General features: G+C 70.7%; 25 protein-coding genes. 9 read left to right on the top strand and 16 right to left on the bottom strand.

Features of this window, described 5'->3' with window-relative positions:
- Positions 1 to 169 precede the first annotated feature (169 nt).
- From EDF40_RS19155 to EDF40_RS06460, 5 genes are all read left to right on the top strand, one after another.
- Positions 170 to 1,138, top strand: a complete 969-nt coding sequence (locus EDF40_RS19155; protein WP_185002840.1) for a hypothetical protein — start codon at positions 170 to 172, stop codon at positions 1,136 to 1,138.
- A gap of 217 nt (positions 1,139 to 1,355) precedes the next feature.
- Entirely contained in the window at positions 1,356 to 3,023 is a 1,668-nt protein-coding gene (locus EDF40_RS06475) for an ABC transporter substrate-binding protein (RefSeq protein ID WP_185002838.1), read from the top strand.
- Entirely contained in the window at positions 3,020 to 4,708 is a 1,689-nt protein-coding gene (locus EDF40_RS06470; RefSeq protein WP_123338710.1) for an ABC transporter ATP-binding protein, read from the top strand. The genes EDF40_RS06475 and EDF40_RS06470 overlap by 4 nt, the downstream gene beginning before the upstream one ends.
- Entirely contained in the window at positions 4,705 to 5,640 is a 936-nt protein-coding gene (locus tag EDF40_RS06465) for an ABC transporter permease (RefSeq protein ID WP_123338711.1), read from the top strand. The genes EDF40_RS06470 and EDF40_RS06465 overlap by 4 nt, the downstream gene beginning before the upstream one ends.
- Entirely contained in the window at positions 5,637 to 6,635 is a 999-nt protein-coding gene (locus tag EDF40_RS06460) for an ABC transporter permease (RefSeq protein ID WP_123338712.1), read from the top strand. The genes EDF40_RS06465 and EDF40_RS06460 overlap by 4 nt, the downstream gene beginning before the upstream one ends.
- A gap of 1 nt (position 6,636) precedes the next feature.
- Here EDF40_RS06460 and EDF40_RS06455 read toward each other — a convergent pair whose 3' ends face one another.
- The 5 genes from EDF40_RS06455 to EDF40_RS06435 all read right to left on the bottom strand — a co-directional run bounded on the left by EDF40_RS06455 (position 6,637) and on the right by EDF40_RS06435 (position 11,480).
- A complete protein-coding gene (locus EDF40_RS06455) occupies positions 6,637 to 7,614 on the bottom strand; it encodes a squalene cyclase (RefSeq protein WP_123338713.1) in 978 nt (325 codons plus the stop codon).
- A 73-nt stretch (positions 7,615 to 7,687) separates the two neighbouring features.
- Complete coding sequence (locus EDF40_RS06450; RefSeq protein ID WP_148053784.1) at positions 7,688 to 9,007, bottom strand: GNAT family N-acetyltransferase; 1,320 nt, start codon at positions 9,005 to 9,007, stop codon at positions 7,688 to 7,690.
- A gap of 29 nt (positions 9,008 to 9,036) precedes the next feature.
- Positions 9,037 to 10,512, bottom strand: coding sequence for a cryptochrome/photolyase family protein (locus EDF40_RS06445; protein WP_123338715.1), 1,476 nt, complete (start codon positions 10,510 to 10,512; stop codon positions 9,037 to 9,039).
- 38 nt (positions 10,513 to 10,550) lie between these two features.
- Positions 10,551 to 10,913, bottom strand: a complete 363-nt coding sequence (locus EDF40_RS06440) for a hypothetical protein (protein WP_123291944.1) — start codon at positions 10,911 to 10,913, stop codon at positions 10,551 to 10,553.
- Between the two features lie 27 nt (positions 10,914 to 10,940).
- A complete protein-coding gene (locus EDF40_RS06435) occupies positions 10,941 to 11,480 on the bottom strand; it encodes a hypothetical protein (protein WP_148053785.1) in 540 nt (179 codons plus the stop codon).
- Between EDF40_RS06435 and EDF40_RS06430 the strand changes: the two genes are divergently transcribed.
- Entirely contained in the window at positions 11,479 to 11,697 is a 219-nt protein-coding gene (locus EDF40_RS06430; protein ID WP_123338717.1) for a hypothetical protein, read from the top strand. The genes EDF40_RS06435 and EDF40_RS06430 overlap by 2 nt on opposite strands.
- A 50-nt stretch (positions 11,698 to 11,747) precedes the next feature.
- Positions 11,748 to 12,284, top strand: coding sequence for a hypothetical protein (locus tag EDF40_RS06425; RefSeq protein WP_123338718.1), 537 nt, complete (start codon positions 11,748 to 11,750; stop codon positions 12,282 to 12,284).
- Between the two features lie 48 nt (positions 12,285 to 12,332).
- Here the strand turns inward: EDF40_RS06425 and EDF40_RS19150 are convergent, their stop codons facing one another.
- The 6 genes from EDF40_RS19150 to EDF40_RS06400 all read right to left on the bottom strand — a co-directional run bounded on the left by EDF40_RS19150 (position 12,333) and on the right by EDF40_RS06400 (position 15,852).
- Positions 12,333 to 12,473 (bottom strand): hypothetical protein, encoded by a 141-nt coding sequence (locus EDF40_RS19150; RefSeq protein WP_165901085.1) that lies wholly within the window; start codon positions 12,471 to 12,473, stop codon positions 12,333 to 12,335.
- Between the two features lie 17 nt (positions 12,474 to 12,490).
- Positions 12,491 to 13,018, bottom strand: coding sequence for a hypothetical protein (locus EDF40_RS06420; protein ID WP_148053786.1), 528 nt, complete (start codon positions 13,016 to 13,018; stop codon positions 12,491 to 12,493).
- 11 nt (positions 13,019 to 13,029) lie between these two features.
- Positions 13,030 to 13,731, bottom strand: a complete 702-nt coding sequence (locus tag EDF40_RS06415; RefSeq protein ID WP_123338720.1) for a signal peptidase I — start codon at positions 13,729 to 13,731, stop codon at positions 13,030 to 13,032.
- Entirely contained in the window at positions 13,728 to 14,612 is an 885-nt protein-coding gene (locus EDF40_RS06410) for a hypothetical protein (RefSeq protein WP_123338721.1), read from the bottom strand. Before EDF40_RS06410 ends, EDF40_RS06415 begins: the two co-directional genes overlap by 4 nt.
- Entirely contained in the window at positions 14,609 to 15,205 is a 597-nt protein-coding gene (locus EDF40_RS06405) for a TasA family protein (RefSeq protein WP_148053787.1), read from the bottom strand. Before EDF40_RS06405 ends, EDF40_RS06410 begins: the two co-directional genes overlap by 4 nt.
- Before the next feature lie 92 nt (positions 15,206 to 15,297).
- Complete coding sequence (locus EDF40_RS06400) at positions 15,298 to 15,852, bottom strand: alternate-type signal peptide domain-containing protein (protein ID WP_123291956.1); 555 nt, start codon at positions 15,850 to 15,852, stop codon at positions 15,298 to 15,300.
- 356 nt (positions 15,853 to 16,208) lie between these two features.
- Between EDF40_RS06400 and pnuC the strand changes: the two genes are divergently transcribed.
- Both pnuC and EDF40_RS06390 read left to right on the top strand, forming a co-directional pair.
- Positions 16,209 to 16,874, top strand: a complete 666-nt coding sequence (pnuC, locus tag EDF40_RS06395; protein ID WP_123338723.1) for a nicotinamide riboside transporter PnuC — start codon at positions 16,209 to 16,211, stop codon at positions 16,872 to 16,874.
- Positions 16,875 to 17,001: 127 nt separating this feature from the next.
- Positions 17,002 to 17,712: a hypothetical protein gene (locus tag EDF40_RS06390; RefSeq protein WP_123338724.1), complete on the top strand. Its 711-nt coding sequence runs from the start codon at positions 17,002 to 17,004 to the stop codon at positions 17,710 to 17,712.
- Here the strand turns inward: EDF40_RS06390 and EDF40_RS06385 are convergent.
- The 5 genes from EDF40_RS06385 to EDF40_RS06365 form a co-directional block, all read right to left on the bottom strand.
- Positions 17,709 to 18,932 carry an ABC transporter permease gene (locus EDF40_RS06385; protein WP_123338725.1) on the bottom strand — a complete coding sequence of 408 codons (1,224 nt, stop codon included), beginning with the start codon at positions 18,930 to 18,932 and terminating at the stop codon, positions 17,709 to 17,711. The genes EDF40_RS06390 and EDF40_RS06385 overlap by 4 nt on opposite strands.
- Complete coding sequence (locus EDF40_RS06380) at positions 18,929 to 19,855, bottom strand: ABC transporter ATP-binding protein (protein ID WP_123338726.1); 927 nt, start codon at positions 19,853 to 19,855, stop codon at positions 18,929 to 18,931. The genes EDF40_RS06385 and EDF40_RS06380 overlap by 4 nt, the downstream gene beginning before the upstream one ends.
- Positions 19,856 to 20,000: 145 nt before the next feature.
- Positions 20,001 to 21,662 carry a glycoside hydrolase family 13 protein gene (locus EDF40_RS06375; RefSeq protein ID WP_123339028.1) on the bottom strand — a complete coding sequence of 554 codons (1,662 nt, stop codon included), beginning with the start codon at positions 21,660 to 21,662 and terminating at the stop codon, positions 20,001 to 20,003.
- A gap of 77 nt (positions 21,663 to 21,739) precedes the next feature.
- Entirely contained in the window at positions 21,740 to 22,645 is a 906-nt protein-coding gene (locus EDF40_RS06370; RefSeq protein ID WP_111084433.1) for a carbohydrate ABC transporter permease, read from the bottom strand.
- The gene (locus EDF40_RS06365; RefSeq protein WP_185002835.1) at positions 22,645 to 23,601 is read right to left on the bottom strand and encodes a carbohydrate ABC transporter permease; all 957 of its coding nucleotides are present in this window, start codon (positions 23,599 to 23,601) and stop codon (positions 22,645 to 22,647) included. The genes EDF40_RS06370 and EDF40_RS06365 overlap by 1 nt, the downstream gene beginning before the upstream one ends.
- Between the last annotated feature and the right edge of the window lie 9 nt (positions 23,602 to 23,610).

Raw genomic sequence — 23,610 nt, 5'->3', positions numbered from 1 at the left:
TCGTACTTTCGCCCGGATCGCGCTCCGGCTGTGGCGCGACCGGGTCAAGCCTACGACGAACTGTCCGGTGACATTCCGGTCGTCGCTCACAGCGGTTTCCCGCCGGATGTGCGGGCGACCCGCCGGTTCGTCGCTGGGAGCGCACATGTGCATCCACAAAGGTCGGGGGATGGCGAACTTCAACCGCATCCTCGGCATGGCCTCGAAGGTCATCGACAAGCAGCTCCAGAAGCGTGGGCAGGGGGACGGTGCGCCCGGCAACGGAGCGCAGCGCGCTGGCGGCACCGACTGGCGTGACGTCGTCCGCGGCGCAGCGGACCGGCTGACGGGCGACGATCGGAGCCAGCAGCAGCGGCCCCAGCAGCAGTACGGCCAGCAGCAGCAGCGGCCGCAGCAGCAGTACGGCCAGCAGCAGCAGCGGCCGCAGCAGCAGTACGGCCAGCAGCAGCAGCACGGCCAGCAGCGGTACGGGCAGGCGCCCCAGCAGCAGTACGGCCAGCCGCAGCAGCACGGCCCGGCCGACTCGGACAAGGTCGCCCTGGCGAAGTACGACTACCTGCTCCGCACCTCGTCGCCGGACCAGCTCGAGCAGGTCCACCACGACGCCTTCGCCCGCCTCACCCCGGCGCAGCGGCAGCAGGTGCGCAACCGTCTGAACTCCGAACTCCCGCCGCACGAACACCTGCGCGACGACTCGGCCGGCGGCATGGCGCGCGCGATGACCCGCGGCGAGGTCCGCCGTCCGGGCCTGATCCGCCGCGTCCTCGGCGGCTCGAGCAACGGCAACGGCAACGGCCGCGGGCGTGGTGGCGCCTTCGCCGGCGGGGCCGCGGTCGGCGCCGGCGCGATGGCGCTCGGCGGCATCGGTGTCGCGGTCGCCGGGGGAGCGGTGCTGAGCGCCGCCGCCGGGCCCGTGCTGGCCGAGGCAGCGAACCTCGGCGTCGACTTCGACGGCATCGCCTCGGGCATCGGCGACCTCGGACTGGCCGACCTCGGGGCCGACCTCGGCGGCGGCTTCGAGGGGATCGCGGGCGAGGGTGAGCAGCTCCTCGGCGGTCTCGGCGAGCAGGCGTCGGGCCTCGGCGAGCAGGCCTCGAACCTCGGCAACGACTTCCTCGGGGGCCTGTTCGACCGCTGACCCACGCCCCTCGGGTGGACTCGGTGCAGATCCATCGGGAATAGACGGACGTCGCACGGCACTTGGATTGTTTCGTCGTGCGACGTCGGTCGCACGCGGGATTCGGACGGGCGACCGCCGCGGTGTCAGGATGGACGCCGCCCGGCGACCCGGTCCGTGCAACCACAGCGGCTGCAGCACGGTCGCCACCACCCTTCCCACGAGGAGCTCCACCGTCATGAGACGCCCGAACCGCCTGACGATCACCGCGGCCGTCGCCGCAGCAGCAGCCCTGGTCCTGACCGGCTGCTCGGGCGGCAGCTCCTCGGACGACGCGGCGAACGGCACGGCCAAGGGCGGCACGCTCAACATCCTGCTGCCGCAGACGGCGTTCCACCTCGACCCGGCGACGAGCCAGAGCCTGGGCATCACGTCGCTCGCTCTCGTCGCGCGGCGCCTGACCACGTGGGACGTGGAGCCCGGCAAGACCGCGAAGGTCGTGCCGGACCTCGCGACGGACACCGGGAAGTCCAGTGACGGCGGCAAGACGTGGACGTACACGCTGAAGGACGGGCTGAAGTTCCAGGACGGCACCCCGATCACCACGAAGGACATCAAGTGGGGCATCGAGCGCTCGTTCGCCCCCACGCTGACCGGCGGCCTGAGCTACCACAAGTCGCTCCTGGTCGGCGGCGACAGCTACAAGGGTCCGTTCGACGGCAAGACCCTCGACAGCATCGAGACCCCGGACGACAAGACCATCGTCTTCAAGTTGAACAGCGCCTACGGCGACTGGCCCTGGCTGGCCTCGATGCCCGCGTTCACCCCGGTCCCCGAGGGCGACGGCACGGACACCGGCGCCTACGACCTGAAGCCGGTCGCGTCCGGTCCGTACAAGGTGCAGTCGAACACGCAGGGCACGCAGGTCACCCTCGTCCGCAACAAGGAGTGGAGCGCGAAGACCGACGACGTCCGCACCGCCGGCCCGTCGAAGGTCGTCTTCAAGGAGAGTCAGGACCCGTCGACCGTCACACAGACGCTGATCGCCGACAACGGTGACGCGAAGGACTCCTTCGGTGCGAGCTACCTGGGTGCAGCCGAGCTGAACCAGGTGCGGAGCAACCCCGCCGCCCAGGACCGCCTCGCCACGTCGAAGGCCGGCCCGATCAACTACATGGCGATCAACACGCAGAAGGGCTCGCTCAAGGACCTCAAGGTCCGTCAGGCCCTGCAGTACGCCGTCGACAAGAAGTCGTACCGGATCGCTGCGGGCGGTGCGCTCGCCGGTTCGTACGCCACGACCCTGATCACCCCGGGCATCGCGGGCCGCGAGGACTACGACCTGTACAAGCCCGGCGCGAACGGTGACGTCGCGAAGGCGAAGCAGCTCCTCAAGGACGCGGGCGTGTCCGACCTCAAGCTGACCCTGGCGACCCAGAACGACCCGACCTACCTCGCCCAGGCGCAGGCGCTGCAGTCCGGCCTCAAGCGCGCCGGCATCACCGTCACGCTGAAGCCGCTCGACGCGGACTCGTTCTACACCGCGACGACCGACGGCACCGACTTCGACCTGGCGCTGTTCAGCTGGCAGCCGGACTTCCCGAGCGCGAACGCCAACATCCAGCCGCTCTACGACTCGTCGCAGATCGGTGGCGGCGGCTACAACGTCTCGAAGTACAGCAACCCCGAGGTCGACGCGCTGATCAAGAAGGCCAGCGCCACCGTCGACCAGCAGGACGCGCAGAAGCTGTGGGTCGAAGCGGACAAGAAGATCATGGCCGACGCGCCGATCGTCCCGCTGACCTACGCGAAGCAGTCGTTCCTGGCCGGTTCGAACGTGCAGAACTTCCAGATCGCGGACTTCCCGGCGTACCCGAACTACCTCAAGGTCTCGCTCGCGAAGTGAGTTCGCCGCTGCTCGAGGTCGAGGGGCTCCACGTCGCGTTCGGCGACGCGGAGCCCGTCGTCCGTGACGTCTCCTTCACCCTGACCCCCGGTCGTGTGCTCGCCCTCGTGGGGGAGTCCGGCTCCGGCAAGTCCGTCAGCGCCATGAGCGTGCTCGGCCTGCTGCCGCCCGAGGCGCGGGTCTCCGGCAGTGTCCGGTTCCGCGGCGAGGAGCTCGTCGGTGCCTCCGACGACACGCTCCGTGCCGTTCGCGGCGCCGGCATCGGCGTCGTGTTCCAGGAACCGATGAACTCGTTCACGCCGGTGCTGTCCATCGGCACGCAGGTCGCCGAGGCGATCCGGGCGCACCCGACGGACCTCGACCGTGCAGCGGTCTCCGCGCGCGTCGACGAGCTGCTGCGTGCCGCAGGCCTCACCGACCCCGAGCGCATCCGCAAGGCCTACCCGCACGAACTGTCCGGCGGGCAGCTGCAGCGCGCCATGATCGCGATGGCCCTGGCCGGGGACCCGGTCGCGCTGATCGCCGACGAGCCGACGACCGCGCTGGACGTCACGGTGCAGGCCGGGATCCTCGACCTGCTCCGCCGACTCGGTCGCGAGCGCTCCTTGGCCGTCCTGCTCATCACGCACGACATGGGTGTGGTGGCGGACGTCGCGGACGAGCTCCTGGTGATGCGCCGCGGCGACCCCGTCGAGCACGGCATGGTGGCCGAGGTCTTCGCGCACCCGTCCGCCGACTACACGCGCGAGCTCCTCGCGGCCGTCCCCAGCCTGGAGGCCCGTGGCGGCGCCGCCGACGCTGCTGCGGATGTCGAAGGGGACCCGTCCACTGCCCGGGCCGACGTGGCGGAGGCGAGTCGCGCCTCCCGTCCGCTGGTCGCGCAGCTGCGCGACGTCGCCGTGCGGTACTCGCGCCGCGGCGGACCGACCGTGTCGGGCATCGACCTGGACCTGCGCGCCGGCGAGACCGTCGGCCTGGTCGGGGAGTCCGGGTCCGGCAAGTCGACCATCGGTCGCGCCCTGGCGGGCCTGGTGCCCGTCGTCGAGGGCTCGGTCGAGGTCGACGGCAGCGACCTGCGGACCGCCAGGGGCCGACGGCTCCGCGAGCTCCGCAGCCGCGTCGGCATCGTCTTCCAGGACCCGGCATCGTCGCTGAACCCGCGGCAGACCATCGGCTGGAGCATCGCCGAGCCGTTGCTCGTGCACGGGACGGCCTCGGCGGCCGATCGTGCGGAACGCGTCCGTGAACTGCTGACCGCAGTGCAGCTCGACCCGTCGTGGGCCGAGCGGTTCCCGCACCAGCTCTCCGGCGGGCAGCGCCAGCGCGTCGCCGTCGCGCGGGCCTTGGCACTCCGTCCGGCGCTCGTCATCGCCGACGAGCCCACCTCGGCACTCGACGTGACCGTGCAGGCAGCCGTGCTCGACCTGCTCGCACAGCTGCAGGACGAGTTCGGGTTCGGCATGCTCCTCATCAGCCACGACCTGGCCGTCGTCCGGCAGCTCGCTGACGAGGTCATCGTCCTGCACGATGGTCGCGTGGTCGAGCGGGGGACCACGGACGCCGTGCTCGACGACCCGCAGCAGGACTACACGCGCATGCTGCTCGCCGCGGCGCCCGTCGCCGATCCCGTGCGACAGGCGGCCCGCCGCGAAGCCTGGCGCGCCTGGGAAGGAGTGTCCTCGTGACCGCCAACGTCGTCGAGCGCCCCGTGGCCTCGTCCGGACGCACCACCGGCTTCCGTGCCGTGGTGCGCCGCATCCGGCAGGACCGATGGGCCGTGACCTCGGCCGTCGTCATCGTCGTGTTCCTCGTGGTCGCCGTCGCGGCGCCGCTCATCAGCGCCGTCACCGGCCAGGACCCCTACGGGTACGACATCGACGCGCTCAACTCGTTCGGGGCGCCGAAGGGCTTCGGTGGGGGGATCAGCGCCGAGCACTGGTTCGGCGTCGAGCCGCTGACCGGTCGCGACCTGTTCGCGATCGTGACGTACGGTGCCCGGACGTCGCTCGGCATCGGACTCGCCGCGACCTTCCTATCGATCGTCATCGGGGTGCTCGTCGGCGTCACCACCGGCTTCTTCGGCGGCTGGTACGACCGCGTGCTCTCCCGCGTGGTCGACGTGATCTTCGGCTTCCCGTCGCTCGTCTTCATGATCGCCCTGACCGCGATCGTGCCGACGTCGTTCCCGAAGCCCGTCCTGGTCGTGCTCGTCATCGGGTTCTTCGGCTGGCCGTCCGTCGCCCGCGTGGTCCGCGGCCAGACACTGTCGCTCGTCAGTCGGAACTACGTCGTCGCCTCCACGGCGATGGGCGCTGGCCGGTGGCACGTCATCCGCACCCAGCTGCTGCCGAACCTGGCGGCGACGATCACCGTCTACGCGACGATCTCGATCCCGTCGATGATCGGCGCCGAGGCCGCGCTGTCGTTCCTGGCGGTCGGCGTGACCCCGCCGACGCCGTCGTGGGGCCGCAGCATCGGCGACGCCGTCGGCTGGGTGCAGACCGACCCGATGTACCTCGTGTTCCCCGGAGCGGCACTGTTCCTCATCACCCTCGCGTTCAACGTGCTCGGCGACGCCCTGCGTGACGCCCTCGACCCGAGAGGAGCACGCCGATGAGCACGTTCCGCTTCATCGCGATCCGCGTCCTCGGCGCAGCCGTCGTGCTGCTCGTCGTCGCCGCGATCACCTACGCACTGTTCATGCTGCTGCCGACGAACGCCGCGCGGGCGATCTGCGACAAGCCCTGCACGCCGGACCGGCTGCGTGAGGTGCAGGCGTTCCTGGGCACCGACAAGCCCTGGCTGGCGCAGTTCGGCGCCTACCTGGCGGGGATCTTCACCGGCCGCACGTTCGGCAGCGGCGCGTCCGTGATCACCTGCGCCGCGCCGTGCTTCGGGTACTCGTTCCAGCTGCACGAGAGCGTCACCGACCTGATCCTGTCCCGCCTGCCCGTCACCGCGTCGATCGCCGTCGGTGCCGCCGTGCTCTGGCTCGTCGCCGGGGTGTTCGGCGGAGCGGTCTCGGCGCTCCGTCGCGGCACGTTCGTCGACCGGGCCGTGATGACCGTCGCGGTCGCCGGGGTCTCGTCGCCGGCGTACCTGATCGGGTTGCTCGGCATCCTGCTGTTCGGGTTCGTGCTCGGCATCCTGCCGACGAGCGGGTACGTCGCGTTCACCGACGACCCGGTCGGCTGGTTCACCCACCTGATCCTGCCGTGGTGCGTGCTCGCGTTCATCAGCGCCGCGATCTACGCGCGCCTGACCCGTGGCGAGATGCTCGAGTCGATGTCGCAGGACTTCGTCCGGACGGCTCGGGCCAAGGGCCTGCGCGAGCGCCAGGTCGTCGTGCGGCACGGACTGCGTACCGCGATCCTGCCGGTGGTGACGCTGTTCGGACTCGACCTCGGGTCGCTGCTCGGCGGTGCGGTCATCACCGAGAAGGTGTTCTCGATGCAGGGCCTCGGCGCGCTGCTCATCGACGCCGTGCACACCCTCGACCTGCAGGTCGTCGTGGGCTTCACGTTGTTCTCGGCGCTGTTGATCGTCACGGCGAACGTGATCGTCGACGTGGTCTACGCGTTCGTCGACCCGCGGGTGCGGCGCCGGGCGTAGCTCAGGTGGCGTCCCACCAGCGCAGCACGCGGGTGCCGTACAGCGTGAGCCACTTCGACGGCTCGCCCTCGGGGACGTCGACCTCGAACCACTGCCGACCCGGTGGCCGCGTTCCCTGGGTCCACGTTCCGTCGTCGTTCCTGGCGGCTCGGACGACCTCGACCGCCTCGGCGGCACGTGGGTCCGGCGCGGTGCCGTCCTGCAGCGCGGCAGCCCGCAGGTGGTCGGTGACCCGCAGCGCCGAGTAGATCCACCGCAGCGGGTACGCGAACCGGCTCGCCCAGGGCCCGACGAGCTCGCCGTCGTGCTTCCGGAACAGCAGTCGCCGTTCGAGCAGGTACTCGGTGCCGCGGAGTCGAGCCGCTCGGAGTTCCGCCGCGCGGGGGTGGTTGCCGCTGGTCAGTTGCTCGTGCTGCAGGAGCCCCTCGATCACGTTGAGGGTCGAGTGGAACGACGACACCGTCGACCCCTCGATCCACTCGCAGTTCCAGCCGCCGTCGTCCAGCTGGTGGTCGAGGAACCACTCCGCCAGCTGCCCGACGTCGGCACCGAGCCAGGCGCCGTTCGCCAGGGTGAAGGCGTTGATGCAGCAGTCGACCTCGCCGCTCCAGCAGGGCAGGTCCTCGTACTCCCAGCGGCTGTTCGTCGCGAGCCGGGCGGCCGTGTCCCCGAGGACCGCGGCGTCGAGTCCCCAGTCGCGCAGGGCGTTCAGCGACCAGGTCGTCGCCGTGTAGGGCCGCCCGGGCTCGTCCGCCTCGGGACCGTCGAAGTCGAAGTCCGCCGGGAAGTACGCGCCGCCGGCCCACTGCCCGTCGGGGTCCTGGTGTGCGAGCATCGCCGCCCCGACGCCCTCGGTCGCGACCCGTGCCCGGGTCTGCTGCCACACCGACGGCGGTGCACCGGCCAGATCACGCTCGACCTGCCACCGGACCGCCGGGTCCGAGTCGAGCAGCCACTCGACCACCGCGTCGTCGCTCATGGCGCGGAGGCTACGCCGAAGGCGCCCGGTCCGGCCGCAGAGCGGTCGGACCGGGCGCCCCGGTGACGGTGGATCAGAAGTAGGTGATGCCGTGCGGGGTCCGCGGGGGCAGGAGCATCGCGCGCAGCAGCTCGACCGACGCGGTGTCCGCAGCACGGACCAGGCCGGCGGCCGCCAGGGTGACCGGCGAGACCGACCCGATGAGCAGGGCACCGAGCTCTGCCACGTCGAGCTGGACGTCGGAACCGGCCACGTCGGCGTCGTCGGCGATGCGCGTGACGCTGCCACGGGCCTCCTGGACGTCCAAGCGGTACGTGCCGGTCGTGTGGCCGAGCGCATCGGTGACCGCGAGTGTCAGCGAGCCGTCGACGGCGAACGGCCGCGACTCGAGCACCGCGGCCACGTCGAGGACGCGCAGCCAGACGTGGTCCTCTTCGTGGTCGACGTCGTACGCACGGTTGTCGCCGAGGGCCGCGACGATCGGGTCGTCGAGGCGCGAGCGGTTGTACTTCACGACGTCGTTCAGGTCGATCGACAGCACGAACTCCCACAGCGCCGTGTAGGCCTGGTCGTTCGCGTAGACCAGGTCGACGATCTCGAGCGCGGTGTCGGAGGACCCGTCTTCCTTGACGCGCCAGGTGACGTAGCCGTCGATCTCGTCGGTGCCCTCGGCACGGTGCACCGCCGCACGGACGTCCTTCGCCTTCTGGCCGTCGTTGCCGAGCAGTCCGAAGACGACCGGCCAGGTGCCCGCGTTGCGGACCATCGAGCCGGGCGTGCGGGTGTGGAAGCGCTCGAAGACCGCCTTGCCGGGGCCGTCGGCGAGCCACTGCGGCGTGACGACGGACACCGAGCCCGACGTCGGGGCGAGGAGGGGGAGTGCGCGTTCGCGACGCACGCGCACCGCGCGCTCGCGGATCGCGCTGCCGAACCCGAAGCGGCGGTAGATCGTGCCCTCGGACGCGGTCAGGGACGCCACGGCGTAGCCCTCGGCGACACCGCGCTCGAGCGCGTGCGTCATCATGCGGCGCAGGATGCCGCGGCGACGCTCGGTGGGCCGGACCGTGACCGCGGAGATGGCCTGCGTGTCGACGGACGACCCGTCGCCCCAGCTCAGCGCCTTGCGGAACCACGTGAAGGTGCCGGCGGGCCAGGTCTCGTCGACGGAGCCGGGGAAGGGCTTCCGGACGTAGACGCCCAGGAAGGTCTCCTCGTCGGCGATGAAGTGGGACGCCATGCGCGCTGCACCTTCGGCGTCCGGATCGGCTTCGTGGAAGCCGAGGCCGACGGCCTGCATCCACGATCCGGTCTCGGCGTTCGGTGCCCCCTCGTCATTCGTCCCGGGCGCGAACTCGCGCAGCTCGTAGCGGTCGTCGAATGCCTCGTTGCTCACGCTCACGACCCTATCGGGACCGGGTGACGTCACGGCAAGGTGCGACGGGCCTCCTGCGCGACGACCTCGTCGAGGTCCGCCAGTGACCGCATCTGCTGCAGCGGGCGGGCCATCCGGTGGTTGTCACGGAGTGCCGGCTCGGTGCGCGCGAGGAACGCCCAGTACCCGGCAGTGAACGGGCAGGCGTCGTCGCCGACCCGCTTCGTCGGGTCGAACCGGCAGCCCTCGCAGTGGTCCGACATCCGGTCGATGTAGCGACCGCCCGACGTGTACGGCTTCGTGGCGACCATCCCGCCGTCGGCGTGCTGGGACATGCCGATGATGTTCGCGGGCATCACCCAGTCGGTGCCGTCGACGAACACGTCGGTGAACCACTCGGTCAGGTGCACCGGGTCGTAGCCGCGCTGCAACGCCCAGTTGCCGAGCACCATGAGGCGCTGGATGTGGTGCAGCCAGCCGTGGTCGTGCAGGCCCTCGATCGCGGTCCGCACGCAGACGGCATCGATCTCGGACGCGTCGAGCTCCCGCCACCAGTCGGGCAGCCGTCCGTGCGCGCCGAGGGCGTTCTCGGACGCGCCGTAGTCGTCGCCGAACCACCAGTACAGGTGCCAGACGTAGTCCCGCCAGCCGGCGACCTGGCGGACGAAGCCCTCGACGCTGGCGAGCGGGGCGGCCTCGGTCCGGTGCGCTTCGAGGGCGGCGTCGATCGCCTGCCGCGGATCGAGCACCCCGAGGTTCATCGGCACGCTGAGGAGCGAGTGCGCCATCGTCCAGTCGTTCGTCAACGTGGCGTCCTCGTACGGCCCGAAGTCGCCGAGGCGCACCGCGACGAAGTCGTCGAGCGCGCGCTGGGCCTCGTCCGCCGTCACCGCGAACCGTCGGGTGTCGTCGCGGCCGACGAATCGGGCGGTGCCGTCCCGCTCCCACCGGTCCAGATCGTGCCGCACCTGGTCGTCGATGTCGTCCTCTTCCGGCCACCAGGGCTCGGGCAGCCCGAGGGTCGTCGCGCCCTTCGGCGGCGGCTCGCGGTTCTGGTCGTCGAGGCTGAACTTCCCGCCGATCGGCTTGCCGTCGCGCAGCAGCCAGCCCTCGCGGCGCCGGACACGCTCGTAGTGGTCCTCCATGCGGAACCGACCCGTGCCCTGGGCCGCCCACTCCACGAACTCGTCCTCGTCGGTCACGAAGCCGCGGCTCGGCAGGACCACGGTGCCCCGGCCCCAGTGCCGGATCTGCGCGCGGAGGGTGCGGGACGGCGGATCGATCGCCTCGAGGTCGTCGCGGCCGGTCAACGCTTCGCGGAGGGTGTCGACCTGGACGTGCTCGGCACGGTCACCGAGTTCGTGGGCGCGGTGGCGCAGGGCGCTCAACCAGAGGTGGGCCTTCGCCCGGTGGACGGGGCGAGCGGTGAAGAACTCGCGTGCCTCGACGACGAGGGCTGGGCCACCGTCGTCGAACAGGGGTCCGTACTGCCCGGGGAGGAGCAGGCGACGACGTTCGGTGGGCATGGGTGGACCGTACCCAGCGGGTTGGGTCGAACTGTCAGTCAGGGGCGTTCGTCGACGAGGGCGATGAACCGGCTGCCGATGCCCTCGACCTCACGCCGGGTGAGCCCCGCGGTCGGTTCCGGCGCCTGGTACGGCTCGTGGTAGTCGCACATCAGGTAGTCCCACTCGGGCCACCACTTCTTCGGCCGCGCTTCTTCGGCGAACGCGCAGACGACGCACTCGAGACGGACCCAGACCTTCTTGGCACCCGTGCGGTTCGCTCGGGACTGCACGAGCCACGCGGGCGGATCCTGTTCGATCGCGTCGAGTTCGGCTTCGCTGAGACGCGAGGGGATTCCGTGGTGGGTCGCCATCTCGAGGGTGATGTCGAGTCGAACGGCGGCGTCGCGTCGGGAGAGCATCCGACAAGAGTAGGTTCTGGCGGGGGCTCAGTGCCCGTCGAGGGCGTGGCATCCGCCGTCGAGGACCCAGCCCGCGGTCGTGACCTCGGGCGTGCCGTCCCGCTGGACCTCGCCGATCAGGCACCCGGACATCTCGACCTGCGCCTCGAACAGCACCTTCTCGCCGGTCTGCGTCGTCACGATCCAGCGGTTCGGTGCTCCGACGCCGTCGAGGATCCCCTCGATCGCCGGCTGCAGGACCGGGGTCGGCTCCGCGGCGACCTCCCGCACCACCTGAGCGCGTGCGACGTCGAGCGCTGCCGCCGACTCCGCGCTCAGGTCGGTGCGGTCGTGGTGCCGCTTGTTGAGCCCGTACTGCGATGGGCTGTCGGCGCCCGGGCCGGCGCCGTCCCCGGATGGGGCGTAGGTGCCCGCGGCGCCCGTCGGCTCTCTGGTCGTGGTGCCGGTCTGCGCGCTGCTCGTCGACGGGCCACCGGAGGCCGGGCCGCTCTCGGTGGCGCAGCCCGTCAGCAGGATCAGCGCGAGCAGCGCTCCGGTCACCGATGCGGTCGTTCTGTGGTCCCCCATGAGCGGCATCCTGACAGAGCGCGGGGGAGAGCACGGAGCTCGTCACCGGATCGTGATGCGGGAGCGTGGCCGCGACGTCGCTCCCGGGCAACCCGGGGACGATGAGGGCCACCGCGACGATGACCTTCCCGGCAGCATCGGCGGGGCCGAAGATGGCGCCCAGGTCGTCTTCTTCGCCGGCGCATCGGGGCCGTACCGGCACGACGAGTCCGACTGAACGCACCCGGTGCGGCCGGATCGCGCCTCCTGCCCGGTAGCGTCTTCCGCGTGAGCATCCCCGACTTCGACGTCGAGCCCGCCGTCGGGCCGCGGTTCTGGATGGTGCTGCTCGGCGTGGGGAGCGCGATCACGGGGCTCCTCGCTGTCATCGGTTGGCCGTTGCCCCTGGTCTCGGGGCGAGGCGGCCCGGATCGGCACGCATGGGCTCAGACAGTTCGTTCGGTCCGGGACTGGTTCGCGTACGACGGCTGGCGCATGTCCGGCGCTTCTTGGTTCTACGGCGCCCTGGCGGCCGCGGCGTTGGCCGGCATCCTCGTGCTCCGCAACCCGGCCTGGAGCGGCACCCGGTCGTTGCTCGTCGTCGTCGTCCCAGCCGCCGCGCTGCTCGGGCTCGGCCCCGCGGCGCAGTGGGCGCTCGGGCTGCCGTGGTCGAACTACGGGGCCGGGTCGACCGGCGGGATCGCACTCGGCATCATCGTCACGGTCATCGTGGGTGCCGCGATCACGTGGTTGCGCAGAGCCTTCCGGCGCAGCGCCCGCTCAGACGACGACGATGTGAACCCGCCGCCCAGGGGCGTGCACTGAACCCGAGCGGCTGGAGCACCACCTCGTTGCTCCGGCCGCTGTCCCGCCTCAGTAGTCGGGGTCCTGGCGATCCTGGTCCTGCCAGGGCAGCATCCGGCCGGCGACCAGCGACAGCACGCCCCCGAACATGAAGACGAGCAGCACCGCCCACCAGGGGTTGCGTCGTTCGCGCGGCTGCTGTCCGTCCACGCCTTCACGATAGCGGGTCAGTCGGTCGCGCCCCGGGGCGGTTCGACGAGCAACCCGACGCGATCGGCCAGGTAGTCGGCGAGCGGGACGGCGGAGCCCGCGGCCGGTGACCAGCGGACGAGCGGCACGTCGTCCTCGACGAAGAGCACCCCGGTCGAGCCGACGAGCGTTCCGTCCAACGCGACCGCCGTGGCGCCGTGGTTGACAGTGTCGCCGGCCGCGAAGTGTCCCTTCGCCGCAGCAGCGCGGTAGGCCCGGCGGACCTCGGCGGAGACCGACTGGAACTGCGCTCGGCCTGGATCGGTCACACGGGTGATCGACCCGGTGGCCCAGACCCGACCGCCGGACTCGAGCGACGAACCGATGAGCAGGGCACCGACGCGCCACACGCGACCGAGCGGCCGCATGGTCGCTTCGCGGCGGATGCCGAGCACCGCCTTCGGCTGCGCGTACTCGCCGAGTGCCTCGTCCGGCACCCCGGCGGAACGGAGCCGTCGTGCGGCGTCGTCGAGCAGTTCCCTCGCTCGCTGAACTCCGTCGGTCACGTCCACCGAGCCTAGACCGGAGCCGGCCCCGAACCCCGGTGCGATGCGCTGCGGCGCCCGCGACCGGACGTCGCACGCCGCCCGCGACCGGACGTCGCACGCAGCCCACGACCGGACGTCGCACGTCGCCCGTGGCCGGTCGTCGAACGTCGCCGGCGGGCGGCCGCGACGGTGCCGATGGTGATCATCACGCCGCCGTACGCCAACAGGACCCCGGCGACGGTCGGGATGAGCCAGCTCCGCGACCCGTTGACGAGCTGGTTGACGACACCGACCTCGGGGATGCTGTACCAGACCACGCCCCGGATCTGTGCGGCGGTGACGGGGTGCGGGTCGGCCTTCGCGTTGTTGTCGCCCTTGAGGACGAACGTGCGCGCCCCGTTCGACGACGAGGACACCGAAGTCACGCGGTGGCTGATGACGGCCGGCTGGCCGGAGACGATCTGGTAGGTGACGACGTCGCCCACCTCGATGTCGTCGACTGCGGTGGGACGGACGACGAGCAGGGTGCCCGGGGGCAGCGTCGGCTCCATCGACTGGGTCAGGACCGTCAGCGGCATCGACCCGGTGGCCTTGGGGACGACGATGAGCACGACGGCGAGGGCTGCGACCAGCAGGAGCAGTCCGGTGCTGAGACCGAGGACGACGGCGTGCACGACCGCACGCCCACCGGAGCCCTCTGCACGTTCGGGACGAGCCGCCGCGCAGGTCATGCGCCGCACCGGATCGCCGCGCCGTTGTTCTGCGTGAAGAGCGTGACCGGGCCGCTGCCGGCGACGGTCGAGGTCGGGTTGCCGGCGCTGTCGAGGACCTTGACCGTGACGGTGAGCGTGCCGGAGGTACCCGCGCTCGCCGGGATGTCGCTCGGGGCGATGGTGATGAACGCCGAGTAGTCCTGTGCCTTCTGTCCGACCGGCGTGGTCCCGACGTAGGCGGCGTACCAGGTCTCCTTGGGGCGGCCTGCGGCGTCCCAGGTGACGTCGACGTAGTTGCCGCTGTGGTCGTTGCAGGTCAGCGCTGCTTCCGCTGCCGAGGTGTTCAGGTAGAAGCCTCCCTGCACGACGCCCGAGGTCCAGCTGCCGCTCGCCACGGTGAGGTTCACGTTCACGTTGGCCGTGGCGGATGCCGGCGCCGAGGACTTGGGCGTGCTGCGGGTGCACCAGATGGCCGAGGCGCCGGCGGCGAGCTTGGACGTCATGCTCGGCAGTGACGCCCAGGTGCCGGTGACCGAGCCGCTGCCGACCGCGGTGTTCGTCGTGCACGCCGCGGTCGTGGCGACGGGCCACGCGACGACGGTGACCGCCTGCGCGAGCGCCGTCGAGCTGCCGGAGACGACGGACACGGTGGTCGTCGCGGTGCCGGCGATGGAGCCCGAGTTGGTGAGCGTGATCGGCTTCGTGACCGACGTCACCGTGGACGAGAAGGTGGTGGTCAGCGCGCTCGTGCCGGCGATCGAGGCGGAGAGCTTGCCGATCGTGACGCTCGAGGCTGTGGTGCCGGACGCACTCCACAGTGCCCAGGCGGCGCTCGACCCACCGCCGACGAACACGGCGGTGAGCAGCACAGCGACGACGAGCCGGAGACGGCGGTTCATGCGGAGACCTGCGTTCCGGTGACGGTGAGGGTGAAGTCGGTGACGGCGCCGGACACGCTCTGCGGCGCGTCGGCGTCGAGGACCAGCTCGACACAGCCGACGGTGCTCGCACCGGGCTGGAGCGTGAACGAACCGCTACCGGTGTCGAAGGCGGCGAGACGGCCGCTCGCGCCGGACAGCCCGGCGGTGCAGGCAGCAGCCGATGACACGTTGGTCAGACGGAGCGTCAGCTCGCCGAGCACGGCCGCCGACGACGCGTTCGTCGCGTAGGCGACGTTCGTGGACGTCGTGGCGACGCGCATCGACAGCGGGATCGAACCGGTGTTCTTCACGGCGAAGGTACCGGTGACTCCGGCACCCGGTCCGAGGACGGTCGTGTTCATCGTCGACAGGGTGCCGACGGTGATCGTCGCCGTCGCGGACTTGACGGTGGTGGCCGCGGTGCTGGCGGTGCCGTTCCAGAGGGCGTAGGTTCCGCCGACGCCGAGGAGCGCCGTGGCGACGGCAACGACCAGGGCGAGCGCGACGGGCAGGATCCACCGGTGGCGTCGTGCAGCGCGGTGGCGGCCCGTCGTCCTCGGTGTCCCGGTCATGTGCGTCCCCTGGTGCTCGTCGATCGTGCGGGAGCAGGCCACGACCGGCGGATCAGGGGCCGGTCGTGGCCCGCGTCAGTGCGATCGGTGGATCAGGAACCGATCGCGGTCTGGGTGAGCGTGAAGGCCAGGGCGCCGACGTTGATCGACCCGTTCTGCCCGGTCGTCGCCGAGGACGGCAGTGTGATCGTGAAGACGACCTTGACGGTCGAGGTCGACGCCGACGGCGAGACGACGAAGGTGTTCGCGTTCGACGTGGACTGCACGACGGTGGCGCTCGAGGACGTCACGGCGAGGGTCTTCTGCGTGGCGGCGAGGAGTGCGGAGTCACCGGTGATCGACTGGCTGGCGTAGGTCAGGTTCGCCTTGAGGTCCTGGCCGGTCGCACCGATGTTCAGCGTCTGCGTGAACTGGAACGTGTTGCCCGGCACCATCAGGGCGGTGGTGGGGTTGATCGCGGTCGAGCGGCCGTTCGTGATGTCCGTCCAGGCGCCGTCGTTGTTCGCGCTGAGGGTCAGCGTGCCAGAGCTCACCGAGGACGCGGCGCTGGAGGCACTGGCGTTCCAGAGGGCGAAGGTGCCTGCTCCACCGAGGAGGAGGGCGATGCCGGCTGCGCCGGCGATGGCGCCGGTGACGATCTTGTGCATGGTGGCGGGTCCGTTCTGTGCGTTCGGGGCGCACTGGATTCCACCGGCTCGTGATTCGGGTCGTCGTGCCGGTGGGACGGTGTCATCGACCTCGCGGGTGAGGGGTCGCGGCTGACCTTTGCCGAGAGCGGTCGCCGGGCTCCGGAGCGCAGATCTGCTGCTCGGGCGGGCTGGACTCGCTCTGGTGACGACGCTACTCGTCCCCCAAAGTGCGGACAAGCGGGAACATGCCTTTGCATGGACCCAAAACGGGGGTGATTTCTGTCCACCCTGTGGAGGACATGTTTGTACCCCGATCATCACTGGAATGCCGGACGTCCCCCGACCGTTGCACCGACCGGAAACGAGGAGGGCCCATGGGCATCGTGCGCTGGCTGTTCGACGCGCAGATCGTGATCGGCGACCAGGCGGTGCTCTGGCGCGAGGTGATCGGCAACGTCTTCGGGCTGCTCAGTGCGCTCGGCGGGATGCGCCGCAAGGTCTGGGCCTGGCCCGTCGGGCTGGTCGGCAACGCGCTCCTGTTCACCGTCTTCATGGGCGCACTGTTCGACACCCCGAACCCCGTCAACCTGCTCGGCCAGGCCGGCCGCCAGGTGATGTTCATCATCGTGAGCATCTACGGCTGGTACCGCTGGACCCACCGCCCCGACGACACGTCCACCCTGATCGAACCGCATTGGGCATCGTGGCGGACCCGCGTCCTGCTGATCGTCGGCATGGTCGGTGGGACCGCCCTGCTCACGCCGGTGTTCCGCGCCCTCGGGTCCTACGAGCCGGTGTGGAGTGACGCGTGGATCTTCGTCGGCTCGCTGCTCGCCACCTACGGCATGGCGAAGGGCTGGGTCGAGTTCTGGCTCATCTGGGTCGCGGTCGACCTGGTCGGTGTCCCGCTCCTGTTCTCGGCCGGGTACTACGCGTCGGGTCTCATGTACGTCTTCTACGGCGTCTTCACGCTGACCGGCTTCTTCGTCTGGGCGAAGCAGCGGGTGAAGCCCCCGGCAGCCCCCGTCACGGTCGGCTGACGAGTCGGCCGACGACCCGGCTGAACGGCCCGCCCACGCCGAGCCGGTCCACGCCGACCCGGCGTGGATGTGACGGCCCCCGGTCTGGGACGAGACAATGGGGTACCGCACACGATGGGATGGTCGGATGGAACCCCTGCACGGCGAACGCGTCGAGGACGATGAGTCCCTCGCCGAGCGCACCGTCCGCGGAGCGATCCGCGCCTACCGGCTGCACCCCTTCGACGCGGTCGACGCCTCGGTCGTGGCCGAGGTCGCGGGCATCCCGCTCGAGACCGTGGAGCGGTTGTTCCCCGCGTGGGAAGCGCTGCTGCTGGTGACGTACGACCGGTGGACGCAGCTGCGTGGCACCCGTCGGAAGACCCCGCCGGCGTGCACGATCGACCACGTCCGGCTGACCCTGGCCGAGGACGTCGCCGACCCGGGGCTCGTCCGCGTCCTCGCGGGCGTGATCACGGTCGCGAGCTCGGAGTCCGGCTTCGCCGAGCTGTTCCGCAAGCGCTTCGACGAGTACGTCGAGCAGCTCAGCAACGGTCTGCAGCGCGACTTCGACAACGGTGCCGAGGAATCGGCGATCCCGTCGTACCAGGCGGCCACGCAGCTGCTCGCGGTGTACGAGGGACTGCAGATCCAGATGCTCGTCCGGCCGCACATCGACGTCATGGTGGAGTTCGACCGGTCGGTCCGGACGCTCCGGCAGGGCTGGAAGCAGCACGAGCTGCCGTCGTGGGACCTCGACGCAGACGTTCCCGAGCGCGAGACGCCGCAGCGCCAGCGATCGGCGGAGCACCAGCAGACCGTACGCGAGCCCGAGCGGGAACCCCAGAGCCGTCCCTAGCGGGAGACCGACCGCCGCCGCCACGACACGATCTGCCGCAGCGTCACCTTCGACCCGTACTGCGCGACCGAGTGCCGGAACAGGTACTCGGCGAACCAGAGCAGCAGGCCGGCGGCGACGAACACCTCGACGATGCAGACCACTGACTCGACGACGCTCAGCGAGCCGACGGCGTTCCGCACCATGGCGGTGACGGGCGTGAACGTCGGGAAGTACGTGAAGAACGCGGCGACGGGCGACGTCGGGGTGGTCATCACGAAGAACGCCGCGTAGAGCGGGATGATCAGGGCGAAGATCGCCGCGGACTGCAGCGCTGATGCGTCCTTGATCGACGGCACCGCGGCACCGACGGCGACGAACAGCCCGGACGCCAGCAGCACGCCGCCGACGAGCAGCAGCGCACCGACGAGCATCCGCCACGGGTCGATCGTCAGCCCGCCGAGCTGCGAGGCGACGAGTGGCAGGACGGCGAGCATCCCGACCAGCCCCGGGATGACGAACACCCCGACCTGCACGAACCCGACGAGCAGCATCGCGATCACCTTGCCGCGGATCAGGTCGCCGGCGGTGACGGCGGTCAGGATCATCTCGGAGATGCGGTTCTCCTTCTCCTCGACCACGACGGTCACCATGCGTGCCGCGAGCAGGATGACGAGTCCGAAGAAGGCGGCGACGTACAGGAACGGCGGCACGATCGACAGCCAACCCGGCGCGACCTGCCCGTCGGCGTAGGTCGTGACGTCGGTGGCCGGTGGGGAACGTAGGAGCTCGACGGTCTCGGGGTCGTCGACGGTCGCGGCGACGCTCTGCTCGAGCACCCGTTCGGCGAGCGACGAGTAGCCACCGTTCGCGAACAGGCCGCGGTCGGCGGCGTCGACGGTGATCGGCGAGGTCGAGGGGGAGGACGGGAACGAGATGAAGGCGTCGAGGTCCCCGGAACGCACGGCGGCGCGGTCGGCGTCGGCGTCGGTGGACGGCGACCCGCCCCACTTCGCCGCGACGGACTCGGACACCAGCCCGGAGTGGTCGACGTAGCGGAACGGGGTCTTCGTGGCCGACGATCCCGAGACGACCGAGTCGGTGCCGGCTGCCTGTCCGATGCCGACGAGCAGGGACACGATGACGATGACGACCGGCAGCGCGAGCGTGCCGATCCAGAAAGCGGGCTTCTTGACCGCGCGGACGAACTCGAACCGGACGACGGTCCCGAGGCGGCTCACGCCGCTGCCCCCGCGGCGGCGAGCGCGTCGTGGCCGTAGACCTGCACGAAGATCTCGTCGAGCGGGATCCGACGCATCTCGAACGCGGTGACGCGGACACCGTCCGCCACGAGCGCGGCGAGGATGTCGGCACCGTCTGGTGCTGCGGCGGACGTCGGCACGAGGTAGGCGACGTGGCCCTCGTGCCGCGCGAGCTTGTACAGCGGCGAGCGGGGGACCGGCCCGTCGAGGCCGACACGGGCGACGGCGCCGCCGAAGGCGTCCTGCACGTCGGGGATCGACCCGTAGGCGGCAGCGGTGCCGTCCTTGAGCAGCAGGATCCGGTCGCAGAGCCGCTCGACCTCGTCCATGTGGTGGGTCACGAGGATGACGGTCGCACCGTCGGCCTTCCGTTCGTCGACCAGGTCGAGCAGCAGCCGTCGGTTCACGGGGTCGAGGCCCTTCGTGGGTTCGTCGAGGATGAGCAGCCGCGGCCGGTCCATGATCGTGATGCCGAGCTGCACCTTCTGCTGCTGCCCGCCGGAGAGCTTGTCGACGCGGAGCTTGGCGCGGTCGGCCAGGCCCACGCGTGCCAGGTAGTCCATGCTCCAGGCCGTCGCCTCGGGACCTCGGAGCCCGCGGAGCCGTCCGAAGTAGGACATCACGTCGATGACGGATTCCTTGCGGTAGAGCCCGCGCTCTTCGGGCAGGTACCCGATGCCACCGGTGGCGGGCCGGTAGGGCTGGCCGTCGATGGTCAGGGTGCCCGCGGTCGGGGTGGTGATGCCGAGCAGGGCACGGATCGTCGTGGTCTTGCCGGAGCCGTTGCTGCCGAGCAGGCCGAACGTCTCGCCGGCGGCGACGTCGAACGACAGTCCGTCGACCACGTTCCGGTCCCCGAACCGCATGACGAAGTCCTGCACGCTGATCGTCGCCCCGCTCATGCGGCGACCCTACCGTCAGCGGCTGACGTCTCGGATGCCGGTCGCGGCCCGAGATGGTGACCCCACGGCGGACGGGAGGCCCGGTGCCTGCCCGCACCGCGCCTCCCGTCCGTCACCTGGTCGCGTTCACGACGCGCACCCTGCGTCAGGAACGCAACCAGGCCGTCCCCACGCCCGTGAGGGCACCGTCTGCGACCGGTGCCGAGGCGAGCAGCAGCTCGCCGGCGGGGAGTTCGTAGGGCTCGTCACCGAACACCGTCACGCTCGTCCAGCCGTTCGGGCGTCGGAACGCGAGCACGTCGTCGCGGCCGGTCTCGAGCCACTCCAGGTGCTCCTCGGACTGCAGCTGGCCGCGCAGCCCGAGGGCCTTCCGGTACAGGTTCAGGGTCGAGTCGGGGTCGGGGTCCTCGGCCTCGACGCTGGCGTCCGCGAACCACGCCGGCTGCGGCAGGTGCGCGGAGGCGGAGCCGAAGCCGAACGACGGGCCGGACCGGGTCCACGGGATCGGGACACGGCAGCCGTCGCGGCCGACGTCGACGCCCGGGTTCCGGAAGAACGCGGGGTCCTGGCGGTCGGCGTCGGGGATGTCGCCGACCTCGTGCAGGCCGAGTTCCTCGCCCTGGTACAGGTAGGCGGAGCCGGGCAGCGCCAGCTCGAGCAGGGTTGCCGCCTGCGCGCGGCGCAGCCCCAGCGAGCGGTCGAGGGCGTCCTGCGCGCCGCCGGCGAGCAGCCACGCGCCGCCCTGCTTGTCGGGGGAGCCGTTCCGCGCCGGCAGCGCGTAGCGGGTCGCGTGCCGGACGACGTCGTGGTTCGAGAACACCCACGTGGTCGACGAGCCGGACTGCTCGGCCAGGCCGAGGTTGAACTCGATGATCTCCTTGAACGAGCCGGCGTCGAAGTCGGCCTCGAGCAGGTCGAAGTTGAACGCCTGCCCCAGACCGTCGGCGCTGGCGTACCGGGCGCGGCGGTCGGCGGCGACCCAGGCCTCGGCGACCGCGGTGCGCGCCGGGGTGTACTCGTTGAACACGGTCCGCCACTCGGCGTAGATCTCGTGGACGTCGTCGCGGTCCCACAGCGGGTGCGAGCCGTCCTTCGGGATCTCGGCGAGCTCCGCCCAGGTCGGCAGGGCTCCGGACGGCAGGTCCTTCGCGAGCCCGTGGGCGACGTCGATGCGGAAACCGTCGACGCCACGGTCCGACCAGAAGCGCAGGGTGTGCAGGAAGTCGTTGCGGACCTCGCGGTTCGCCCAGTTCAGGTCGGGCTGCTCCTTGGCGAAGGAGTGCAGGTACCACTGGCCGTCGCCGACCGCGGTCCACGCCGGGCCGCCGAAGATCGAGATCCAGTCGGCCGGCGCCTGTTCGCCGGACGGTCCGGTGCCGTCGCGGAAGACGTACCGGTCGCGCGCGGGGGAGCCCTTCGGCGCGGCGAGCGCCTCGCGGAACCACTCGTGCCGGTCGCTCGTGTGGTTCGGCACGACGTCGACGATCACCCGGATGCCGGCGGCGTGCAGCGCTTCGACCATCCGGTCGAAGTCGTCGAGCGTGCCGAGCTTCGGGTCGACGTCGCGGTAGTCGTCGACGTCGTAGCCGCCGTCGGCGAGGGCGGACGGGTAGAACGGGCTGAGCCAGACGGCCTCGACACCGAGCGACGCCAGGTACGGCACGCGCTCGGTGATGCCGGGCAGGTCGCCGATGCCGTCGCCGTTCGCGTCCGCGAAGGACCGCGGGTAGATCTGGTAGACGCTCGCCTGGCGCCACCAGGTCTCGTCGGCGCTGGTGGTGGCGGGCTGGGCGAGGGTGTCGGTCACGACGGGCCTTTCGTGGTTCGTGGGGTTCGTGGGGTTCGTGGTGGTGTCGGTCGTGCTGGCCGGGTCGGTCGTCTTGCTCACTTGATGGCGCCCTGGGTCACACCGGCCATCACCCATCGCTGGGTCACGAGGTAGACGATGATCGCCGGGGCCATCGCCATCAGGTACGAGGCGAACGAGACGTTGTAGTTGTTGCTGAACTGGGTCTGGAACATCTGCTGCAGCACCGGCAGGGTCTGCAACGCCGGGTCCGAGGTGATCAGCGACGGCATCACGAAGTCGTTCCACGACGCCAGGAACGCGAAGATGCCGACGGTGGCGCTCATCGGTGCCAGCAGCGGGAACACGAGCCGCCAGAACACCTGGCCCGTGCTCGCGCCGTCGATGCGGGCGCTCTCCTCGAGCTCGGCCGGGATCGACCGCAGGAACGCGGTGAAGAGCAGCACGCTGAACGACAGCTGGAACATGACGTGCAGCAGCGCGACGCCGAACGGGTTGTCCAGGTGTGCGAGCCCGGTGAGCTTCACCTGCGACAGCGCGAGCACCGGGAACGGCAGGAACATCGCGGCGAGCAGGTAGAAGAACGACCAGCGGAACAGCCGACGGTCCCAGTTCCGGGCGATCGCGAACGCGGTGAACGACGCGAGCAGGATCGTGCCGACGACGGTGATCGCGGCGACGAGCACCGAGACGCCGAACGCCCGCGGGAAGTCGGTGAGCTCCCACGCCTGCACGAAGCCGTCGACGCTGAACGGAGCCGGCAGCGAGAACGCGTTGCCGTCGACGGCCTGGCCGGTCGTCTTGAACGCCATCGTCAGGGTGACGTAGAGCGGCACCAGGATCGAGAGCGCGCAGAGCACGAGGACGACGGTGACGGGCCAGTTGGACCGGCCGCCCCGGCGGCCGGCGGTCCGGTCGGCGTCGACCGATCTGATGCTGCCCGTCTTCGTCGTCCCCGGACGGAGGGGTGTCTGGATGGTCATCAGAGCGCTGCCTTCCCGCGGGTCGCCCGCAGCTGGATCACGGCGATGACGACCGCGATGACGAAGAAGATCGTGGCGTTGGCCATCTGGTAGGCGTAGTCGCCGCCGTTGAAGCCCTTGAAGATCGACATCGCGACGCTCGTGGTCGAGGTGCCTGGGCCACCGTCGGTCAGGCCGACGATGATGTCGTACGAGTTCAGGAAGTTCTTGAACCCGATCACCAGGTTGATCAGGATGTAGCCGGCCGTCAGCGGTGCGGTGATCGAGATCAGCTGCCGCCACGCGCTCGCGCCGTCGAGGGCAGCTGCCTCGTAGACCTCGCCGGGGATGGACAGCACCCCTGCGATGTAGATGAGGAGCGTCGACGGGATCGCCTGCCACGCGGTGACGATCACGATGGCGACCCACGCCAGGTCGGGGTTCGCCAGGATGCTCTGCTCGAGCGGACCGAATCCGATGGCACTGGCCAGGGCCGGCAGGCTGTTCGCGAACAGGAACGAGAACACGTACGCGATGACGATGCCCGAGATGACCATCGGCAGCACGAACACCGCGCGGAGGGCGATCTTGCCGCGGATCTTCGAGGTCAGGGCGATGGCGAGCAGGAACGCGACCGCGTTGACGACGATCACGGTGACGAGCGAGAACCCGAGGGTGAACAGGTACGCCTGCAGGATCGCGGGGTCGGAGAACACCGCGACGTAGTTCGTGAGTCCGATGAAGCGGAACTCACCGAAGCCGACGGAGTTCGTGAAGCTGAGCACGATGCCCATCACGGCCGGCAGCGTGATGGCGAGCGTGAAGAGCAGCAGGGTGGGGAGCAGGAAGGCGAGGAAGAGCGGGTCGACGCGGGGCTTGCGTCGTCCGGCCCGTCGTCCGGCCTGGAGGCCCGGGGCGGCTCCGCCACGTCGGCGGCGGTCCGCCGTCGTGATGGCTTCGGTGGTCGTGGTTGCCATGGGACGTCT

This window comes from Curtobacterium sp. PhB170 (assembly GCF_003752345.1).
Taxonomy (GTDB): domain Bacteria; phylum Actinomycetota; class Actinomycetes; order Actinomycetales; family Microbacteriaceae; genus Curtobacterium.
This window is presented reverse-complemented; position numbering and strand designations above follow the sequence as displayed.